Origin of the sequence: Stenotrophomonas rhizophila, assembly GCF_020857975.1 — a bacterium.
Taxonomy (GTDB): domain Bacteria; phylum Pseudomonadota; class Gammaproteobacteria; order Xanthomonadales; family Xanthomonadaceae; genus Stenotrophomonas; species Stenotrophomonas rhizophila_C.
In genome coordinates, this window is the sequence record NZ_JACWUO010000037.1 from 1 (window position 1) to 7,913 (window position 7,913).

At 68.1% G+C, this 7,913-nt stretch carries 8 protein-coding genes; 4 read left to right on the plus strand and 4 right to left on the minus strand.

The window, feature by feature from the left end; translation table 11 throughout:
- Window positions 1–446 precede the first annotated feature (446 nt).
- The 4 genes from IC535_RS18590 to IC535_RS18605 form a co-directional block, all read right to left on the minus strand.
- Complete coding sequence (locus tag IC535_RS18590; RefSeq protein WP_228887728.1) at window positions 447–1,046, minus strand: HutD/Ves family protein; 600 nt, start codon at window positions 1,044–1,046, stop codon at window positions 447–449.
- Window positions 1,047–1,060: 14 nt separating this feature from the next.
- Window positions 1,061–1,768, minus strand: a complete 708-nt coding sequence (locus IC535_RS18595; RefSeq protein ID WP_228887727.1) for a murein L,D-transpeptidase catalytic domain family protein — start codon at window positions 1,766–1,768, stop codon at window positions 1,061–1,063.
- Window positions 1,769–1,794: 26 nt separating this feature from the next.
- On the minus strand, window positions 1,795–2,856 hold the full coding sequence (locus IC535_RS18600) for a L,D-transpeptidase (protein ID WP_267473109.1): 1,062 nt from the start codon (window positions 2,854–2,856) through the stop codon (window positions 1,795–1,797).
- A 516-nt stretch (window positions 2,857–3,372) separates the two neighbouring features.
- Window positions 3,373–3,807 (minus strand): ComEA family DNA-binding protein, encoded by a 435-nt coding sequence (locus IC535_RS18605; protein ID WP_429000421.1) that lies wholly within the window; start codon window positions 3,805–3,807, stop codon window positions 3,373–3,375.
- A gap of 94 nt (window positions 3,808–3,901) precedes the next feature.
- Here IC535_RS18605 and IC535_RS18610 point away from each other — a divergent pair, with 94 nt between their 5' ends.
- From IC535_RS18610 to murU, 4 genes are all read left to right on the plus strand, one after another.
- The gene (locus tag IC535_RS18610) at window positions 3,902–5,395 is read left to right on the plus strand and encodes a M20 family metallopeptidase (RefSeq protein WP_228887726.1); all 1,494 of its coding nucleotides are present in this window, start codon (window positions 3,902–3,904) and stop codon (window positions 5,393–5,395) included.
- Window positions 5,396–5,466: 71 nt separating this feature from the next.
- Complete coding sequence (locus IC535_RS18615) at window positions 5,467–5,748, plus strand: GlsB/YeaQ/YmgE family stress response membrane protein (protein ID WP_228887725.1); 282 nt, start codon at window positions 5,467–5,469, stop codon at window positions 5,746–5,748.
- A 69-nt stretch (window positions 5,749–5,817) separates the two neighbouring features.
- Window positions 5,818–6,843 carry an aminoglycoside phosphotransferase family protein gene (locus tag IC535_RS18620; protein WP_228887724.1) on the plus strand — a complete coding sequence of 342 codons (1,026 nt, stop codon included), beginning with the start codon at window positions 5,818–5,820 and terminating at the stop codon, window positions 6,841–6,843.
- Complete coding sequence (gene murU, locus IC535_RS18625; RefSeq protein ID WP_228887723.1) at window positions 6,840–7,553, plus strand: N-acetylmuramate alpha-1-phosphate uridylyltransferase MurU; 714 nt, start codon at window positions 6,840–6,842, stop codon at window positions 7,551–7,553. Before IC535_RS18620 ends, murU begins: the two co-directional genes overlap by 4 nt.
- Window positions 7,554–7,913 lie beyond the last annotated feature (360 nt).

The following is a 7,913-nucleotide window of genomic DNA, read 5'->3' on the forward strand; positions in this document are numbered from 1 at the left end:
AGTGACCGGCGTGACGAACGCATGACCCGTGCCGGAGCCGCCTTCGATCGAAGGTCATGCCCCTACCGAACACTGCGCAGCGTATCGGCAGTCGATCGGGATGCGACCCTACCAACCCCAGCGCACCGAGCGCTTCGGTAGGGTCGGTTCCCAAACGACTGCCGGTAGTAGTGACCGGCGCGACGAACGCATGACCCGTGCCGGAGCCGCCTTCGATCGAAGGTCATGCCCCTACCGAACACTGCGCAGCGTATCGGCAGTCGATCGGGATGCGACCCTACCAACCCCAGCGCACCGAGCGCTTCGGTAGGGTCGGTTCCCAAACGACTGCCGGTAGCAGTGACCGGCGCGACGAACGCATGACCCGTGCCGGAGCCGCCTTCGATCGAAGGTCATGCCCCTACCGAACACTGCGCAACGTATCGGCAGTCGATTGGGATGCGACCCTACCGGGGGGCCAGCCGGATCGCCAACAACTCCCCACCGCCATGCAACGCAAAACGCCGCCGCTCACCGGCGGCCAGCCACGCGGTGTCGCCGGCTTCCAACGGCGGCAGGTCGGTGTCGCCGGCGAACTGCGCCTGTCCGGACAGCAGGTGGATCGCCCAGGCGGTGTCCGCTTCGGTGAAGAAGAACATGCTGCCCACCAGCGGCCGGTGCAGCAACTCGGCGGCGATCGCATCGCGCCGCCACATCAGGTTGAAATCGTGGGTCACCCCGTCCACCAGCTCGCCAGCGACCTGCGCCTCACCGGCGAACCGCAGCCGGTCGTGCGGCGGCAACAGGGTGTGCAGCGCTCCGTCGGCAAAACGCAGGCGCAGGCCCTGCCCCTGCAGCAGCACCAGTTCGCGCTCCACGCCGGGGAAGGAAGAGAACGCGGCATCCTGTTCGATCTCGGCGATCGACAGGCGTACCTGCCAGTCATCGTGGTCGGGCACCCGCAGGATTTCGCGGGTCCAGCCCAGGCCGTTACGCCAGCGTTCGCGGCGGTACTCGCCACGGGAAATCACGCGCGTGGCAGCGCTCAGGACGGTATCGGTCGACATGCCGCCATTGTGCCTCAGCCGACGCTGCCGCCGCAGTTGGGGCCGAGCAATTGCGAGCGGGCCAGCCAGTCCTTGTCGGGGTAGTAGGCGAACACCAGCGTGCCACCGCGCAGGCTGTCGATCAGCGGCCTGGCCACGCTCAGCCGCACCGCCGGGCAGCCCAGGCTGCGGCCCAGCCGACCCTGCAACCGGGCCATGGTCGGATTCACGTAGGGCGCGCCGTGGATGACGATGGCGCGGTCGCGCGCATGGTCGTTGAAGCCCGGCTCCAGCCCTTCCAGGCGCAGCGAATAACCGTTGCCGCCCATGTAGGTTTCCCTGGCGGTGAACGCGCCCAGGCTGGACATGAAGCTGCCGTCGCGGTTGGAAAAATGCTCGGTCTGGTTGCCGCCGCTGTTGCGGCCATGCGCCACCCATTCCTCGAACAGCAGTTTCTGCCGGGCCAGGTCGAACACCCACATGCGCTGTTCGGTGGAAGGACGCGAATAATCGATCACGCTCAGCCGGGTCGGATCGATACCCAGCTCCGGCCGGCGCAGCGCACACGTCATCGCGGTGGCCGCCAGCCGCAGCACCTTGCGGTCGGCTCCCGGTGCCGCGCGCGCCAGCATGTCGGCCAGCTGCGCCGGCGGCGGCGTGGCCGGCGCCGCCCATGCGCCGCCGGCCGAGGCGGCCAGCGCCAGCCCGCACAGGGCCATCGAGGTTATCCGGGACACGCGCATGGGCGGCATACCAACAGGAGCAATGCCTACAAGGTGGACCCGCCCGCGTCCGATTCCAACACCGGCTGCAGGTTCTGTTCATCGGCTACCGGGCGTACCGCCGGCAGGCTGGTCACCAGCAGCGTGGTGCCCGGCACCAGCGCCTTGTACAACTGCTCGGCAAAGGCCGGCGGCAGCGCCATCGGCAGGCTGGGCGTGGCCAGCAGGTCCGGGCTGGCATTGCCGGCACTCTGCCCCAGCAGCGGGTAGGCGGTCCACTTGTGCAGGCGCTGGTGCGCATCCAGCGGGCTGGGCAGGTCCGAGTAGCCCTGCTGCATCACAAACAGCGTGGTGCCTTCGAAGGCCGGCAGCGCCTTGGCCTCCAGCCGCGACTCACCGATCAGCACGCCATCGCGCAGCACGTACAACCGCTGGTCGTGCAGGCTGACCAGGATGCCGACCTGGCCGCTGGGCGCGGCCGCGTCGTTCCAATAGTGTTCCGGCGCGCCGGTGGTTTCGGCCAGCGGCTTGCCGGTGCTGTTGACCGGAGCCAGTACCGCCGGGTAGGCCAGCGTCATCGGCGCGCTCTTGGCGTCGGCCACCACGACCGTGTCGCCGCGCCTGGTTTCGCCGAACAGCTTCTGCGCGAACGCCTGCGGCAGCCGCACGCAACCGTGCGAGGCCGGATGCCCGGGCAGGCTGCCGCCGTGCAGGGCGATACCGTCCCAGGTCAGCCGCTGCATGTAGGGCATCGGCGCGCTGTTGTAGAGATTGGACTTGTGGTCCTTGTCCTTCTGCAGGATGGTGAACACGCCGGTGGGCGTCTCGTGCCCGGCCTTGCCCGAGCTGATCGTGCTCAGGCCGATGGCGATGCCGTTGCGGTACACGTAGGCGCGCTGCTCATCCAGGCTGACCACCAGCACGATCGGCCCGGCCGGGGAAATCTCCGGGTGCCAGAGGAACTGCCCGGGCTTGAGGTCGGTGGGGCCGCGCGGGGCCTCGGTGGCGGTGCTGGCCGTCGGCGCACGGTCGGCGGCCGTGGCGGGGAGCATCCCGGTCGCCAGCAGCGTCCCGAGCGCCAGACTCAACAGCGTGCTGCGTACTGCCATGTCGTGCATCCATTCCAAGAGATGCCGCCACGCTACACCAAGTGCCTGCATGCGTTAGCGAAAACCGCGCGCAGCCACGCACGCCGTGGCGCGGCCGGTGACGCCGGCAATCCAACGGTAGATCCGCGCCATGCGTGGATGACGCCGTGCCGAAGAATGGGATCTGCGCGCATGACGAACTGCCCTGCCCGTCGTTTCAGTCACCCCAAAAAGAAATTGCCCGGCCGCACCTCCTGTGCAGTACCGGGCAATCTTCACGTCCCTGTCGGCATCCCGCCTTCCCCCTGTGCGTCCTGCCCAGTTTGGGTGCCGGCCATGCTTCCTGCACTCGGCCGTATGTCCGTTCGCCATCGCAGCCCCATCCCGGGCCTGGATGCCACCATCCTGGTGGATCGGCGCCAATCCTTCCGCGCTGCATCCGTGCGTGCCGCTTCCCTGCGTGTGTCGGTGCCACCGCGCGTCCTGCGCGGCAGCCAGTGACCGGCTCCGTGCCTGTCCCCGACCTGTCCTGTCTGGTCATCGCCTCGGTACGGACGCTGGCACCACCCTCCTGGGGGGTTCCGCCGCAGGGGCCTTCATGGTCCCCACCGTCATCCGCCGTCGATTCCGTTCGACCGTTGCCGTCCCTATCCCCTTCACCCGTGCCAGGTCCTCGACCCGGAGGAAAGGTCCGTGTTGTCGCCGGTACGCTACGATCGCATCGGCCTTGTGGGGCCCCACGTTCGTCAATCCCTGCTGCAGCGTCGACGCATCTGCCGTATTGATGTCGATGCGGTCGGCCGCGTGTGCGGCGCCGATCAACAGCAGTCCCAGCGCAAGCGCCTTCCACGAAAACCAAGGCCCCACCTTGTTACTCCCTGTGGTTCTGGACCGGTACCCGCCGGCTATCCCGTCGGAGGCATCAGCGTCCCTCACCACATACACATAGCCTATCGTCCACAGCACCTTCACGCAGCAGGCCAAATACCCGACGTGATGTAGGGAAATCCCTACCCCCGGCACCGGCGTAGAATGTGAGGACTTGCCAAAGCGATTGGAGTTTCAGATGGACAGCGCCAAACTCGGCCAATTCGTCAGTGAAAAGTGGGACAGCGAGATCGTCCCGCAGTTGGTCGATTACATCCGTATCCCGAACAAATCGCCGATGTTCGACGCCGATTGGGTCGCAAACGGCTATATGGAGCAGGCGGTCACCCTGATGGAAACCTGGGCCCGGGCCCAGAACCTGCCCGGCCTGACCGTGGAGGTGGTGCGCCTGGAAGGCCGCACGCCGCTGCTGCTGCTGGAAATCCCCGCCACTGGTGCCGAAACCGGCGACGACACCATCCTGCTCTACGGCCACCTGGACAAGCAGCCGGAAATGACCGGCTGGGACGACGACCTGGGCCCGTGGGTGCCGGTGCTGCGTGGCGACAAGCTGTATGGCCGCGGCGGCGCCGATGACGGCTACGCCATGTTCGGCTCGCTGGCCGCGGTGCTGGCGCTGCAGGAACAGGGCCTGCCGCACGCGCGCTGCGTGGTGCTGATCGAGGCCTGCGAGGAATCGGGCAGCTACGACCTGCCGGCCTATGTCGACCACCTGGCCGACCGCATCGGCAAGCCGTCGCTGGTGGTGTGCCTGGATTCGGGCTGCGCCAACTACGACCAGCTGTGGTGCACCACCTCGCTGCGCGGCCTGACCGGCGGCAATTTCTCGGTCAAGGTGCTCAACGAAGGCGTCCATTCCGGCGATGCCTCCGGCGTGGTGCCGTCCAGCTTCCGCCTGCTGCGCCAGCTGATCTCGCGCATCGAGGAGGAGAACACCGGCCGCATCCTGATCGAGGGCATGAACGTGGACATCCCGGCCGAGCGCCTGGAACAGGCCAAGCGTGCCGCCGACGTGGTGGACACCGCGATCTTCGAGAAATTCCCGATGGTCGACGGCCTGGTGCCGATGAACGAGGACCTCACCGAGCTGGTGCTCAACCGCACCTGGCGCCCGGCGCTGTCGGTGACCGGCGTGGACGGCCTGCCGCCGCTGGCCTCGGCCGGCAACGTGCTGCGCCCGCATACGGCGGTGAAGCTGTCGCTGCGCCTGCCGCCGACCGCCGACGGCAAGGCCTGCGGCGAGCTGCTCAAGGAAGCCCTGCTGCGCGACCCGCCCAATGGCGCCGAAGTGAAGCTGGACCTGGAAAAGGCCTCCAGCGGCTGGAACGCCCCGGCGATGGCGCCGTGGCTGACCCTGGCCATCGACGATGCCAGCCAGACCTTCTTCGGCAAGCCGGCGATGTACATGGGCGAAGGCGGCTCGATTCCGTTCATGGGCATGCTCGGCGAGAAGTTCCCCGGCGCGCAGTTCATGATCACCGGCGTGCTCGGCCCGCACTCCAACGCGCATGGCCCCAACGAGTTCCTGCACATCCCGATGGGCAAGAAGGTCACTGCCTGTGTGTCCAAGGTGATCAGCGAGCACTACGCGGCCAGCCTGCGTGGCGAAACCAGCGGTTCGCCGGTGGCCGCCGACAGCGGCACCCGCCACGGCGGCCACGGCTGCTGCTGAGCGGCGCGGCGTGACGGACGCAGCCCGGCCTTGCTAGGCTGCGTCCACGCCCCTCCCAACGACGCATTGGCATGAACGGATTGTTTGGCAGCAGCAGTTGGCTCTACATCATCCTGGTCGGCTTCCTGGTCGGCCTGCTGGGGCGTTTCTTCATGCCCGGCAACAACCGCATGGGCTGCCTGCTCACCATCGTGCTGGGCATCGTCGGTGCCCTGCTGGCCGGCTGGTTCGGCCAGTACATGGGCTGGTATGCCGCCGGTGAACCGGCCGGCTTCCTCGGCGCGGTACTTGGCGCGGTGGCGGTACTGGCCGTGCTGCGGCTGGTCAGCGGTGCCGGCAAGGGCAAAGGCTGAGGCCGCGCCCTCTCCTCCCCCTTCTTCTTTTCCCTGGCGCCACCCGGTGCCGCTTCGACGTACCCGTCCATGAACGATCCTGCTTCCGATCCCCTGCGCGCCCAACAGCGCCGGCAGTGGGCCAGCACCGCGCTGGGCGACCCGCACCTGGCCCTCGACCGCGCCTCGGTCGACGCCGGCTTCCGCAGCTATTGGCGCGCCACCAGCGCGCGCGGCAGCCACATCGTGATGGATTCGCCGCCCGGGCTGGAAGACGTGCGCCCGTGGCTGCGCATGCATGACCTGCTCGAACCCAACGGCGTGCGCGTGCCGCGCGTGCTTGAGCGCGATGTCGAGCAGGGCTTCCTGCTGCTGGAAGATCTCGGCGGCCCGACCCTGGCCCGGCATATCGATGCCGCCAACGCCGATGCCTGGTTCGATGCGGCGTTCGCGCAGCTGATCCGGCTGCAGTCGATCGCCGTGCCCGAGGGCATGGGCAGCTTCGGCGAGACGCTGCTGCAACGCGATGCCGGGCTGTTCGACGAATGGTTCCTGCAGCGCCACCTGGGGCTGCAGCTGGATTGCGGCGAGCTGGAGCAGCTGCAATGGGTGCACCGGCAGCTGATGGACAACGCGCTGCAGCAGCCGCAGGTGCTGACCCACCGCGATTTCATGCCGCGCAACCTGATGCCGGTCGAGGGCGGCCCGGCGGTACTGGATTTCCAGGACCTGGTGCGTGGGCCGATCGCCTACGACCCGGTCAGCCTGTTCAAGGACGCGTTCCTGAGCTGGCCGCTGGAGAAGGTCGATGCCTGGCTGGCGCGCTACCACGCCCAGGCGCTGGCCGCCGGCCTGCCGCTGCGGCCGTGGCCGCAGTTCCTGCGCGATGCCGACTGGATGGGCATCCAGCGCCACCTGAAGATCCTCGGCCTGTTCGTGCGGCTGCGCGACCGCGACGGCAAGGGCCACTACTTCGACGATGCACCGCGCTTCATCGGTTACCTGGAGGAAGTGCTGCCGCGCCATCCCACGCTGGCACCGTTGCAGGCGTTGCTGGAGCAGCGCATCAAGCCGGCAATGGCGCAGCTGGCCAGCCCGGTGCTGGCGCGCCCATGAAGGCATTGATCTTCTCGGCAGGCAAGGGCGAGCGCATGCGCCCGCTGACCCTGCACACGCCCAAGCCGTTGCTGGTGGCCGGCGGCAAGCCGCTGATCGTGTGGCATCTGCAGCGGTTGGCCGCGGCCGGTTTCAGCGAGGTGGTGATCAATACCTCATGGCTGGGCGACCAGTTCGCCAGCGCGCTGGGCGATGGCGCGCGCTGGGGCCTGCGCCTGCACTTCATCGACGAGGGCGGCACGCCGCTGGAAACCGGCGGCGGCATCCTCAATGCCCTGCCGGTGCTGGGCGATGCGCCGTTCCTGGTAATCAACGGCGATATCTGGACCGACCTGGATCTGGCCGCGCTGCCGCACGCACCGCATGGCGATGCGCATCTGGTGCTGGTCGACAATCCCGTGCAGCATCCGCGCGGGGATTTCATCCTGCACGGTGATGGCCGGGTCAGCGACCAGGGCGATGCCGCGCGGCTGACCTACGCCGGTATCGGGGTCTACCGCCCCGCCATCATCGACGGCTGGCGCGAGGTGATCGGCGACACCCCCGGCGCCTCCGCCCACCCGCCGCAGTTCGGGTTGACCCCGTTGTTGCGCCACGCCATGGCCCGCGGCCGGGTCAGCGGGCAACATCATCGCGGCCGCTGGACCGACGTGGGCACCCCGGAGCGGTTGGCCCAGTTGGACGCGCAGCTGCAATCCCGGCACGGGTAACGCGCCGAACGGTGTTCGGTGCATCGGCCCTGGTAGGGTCGCATCCCGATCGACTGCCGATACCCTGCGCAACGTTCGGTAAGGGCATGACCTCCGATCGAAGGCGGCTCGGGCACAGGTCATGCGTTCGCCGCGCCGATCACCGTCACCGGCAGTCGATCGGGAACCGACCCTACCGAAGCGTTCGAAACGTTCGGTGCATTGAGGCCTTGGTAGGGTCGCATCCCGATCGACTGCCGGTACGCCGCGCAACGTTCGGCAAGGGCATGACCTCCGATCGAAAGCGGCTCCGGCACGGGTCATGCGTTCGCCGCGCCGATCACCGTTATCGGCAGTCGTTTGGGAACCGACCCTACCGAA

What these genes read in the sequence shown, in the direction of transcription:
- IC535_RS18590 (WP_228887728.1), bottom strand. Translation starts at nt 1,046, where the DNA reads ATGTCGACCGATACCGTCCTGAGCGCTGCCACGCGCGTGATTTCCCGT.
- IC535_RS18595 (WP_228887727.1), bottom strand. Translation starts at nt 1,768, where the DNA reads ATGCGCGTGTCCCGGATAACCTCGATGGCCCTGTGCGGGCTGGCGCTG.
- IC535_RS18600 (WP_267473109.1), bottom strand. Translation starts at nt 2,856, where the DNA reads ATGGCAGTACGCAGCACGCTGTTGAGTCTGGCGCTCGGGACGCTGCTG.
- IC535_RS18610 (WP_228887726.1), top strand. Translation starts at nt 3,902, where the DNA reads ATGGACAGCGCCAAACTCGGCCAATTCGTCAGTGAAAAGTGGGACAGC.
- IC535_RS18615 (WP_228887725.1), top strand. Translation starts at nt 5,467, where the DNA reads ATGAACGGATTGTTTGGCAGCAGCAGTTGGCTCTACATCATCCTGGTC.
- IC535_RS18620 (WP_228887724.1), top strand. Translation starts at nt 5,818, where the DNA reads ATGAACGATCCTGCTTCCGATCCCCTGCGCGCCCAACAGCGCCGGCAG.
- murU (WP_228887723.1), top strand. Translation starts at nt 6,840, where the DNA reads ATGAAGGCATTGATCTTCTCGGCAGGCAAGGGCGAGCGCATGCGCCCG.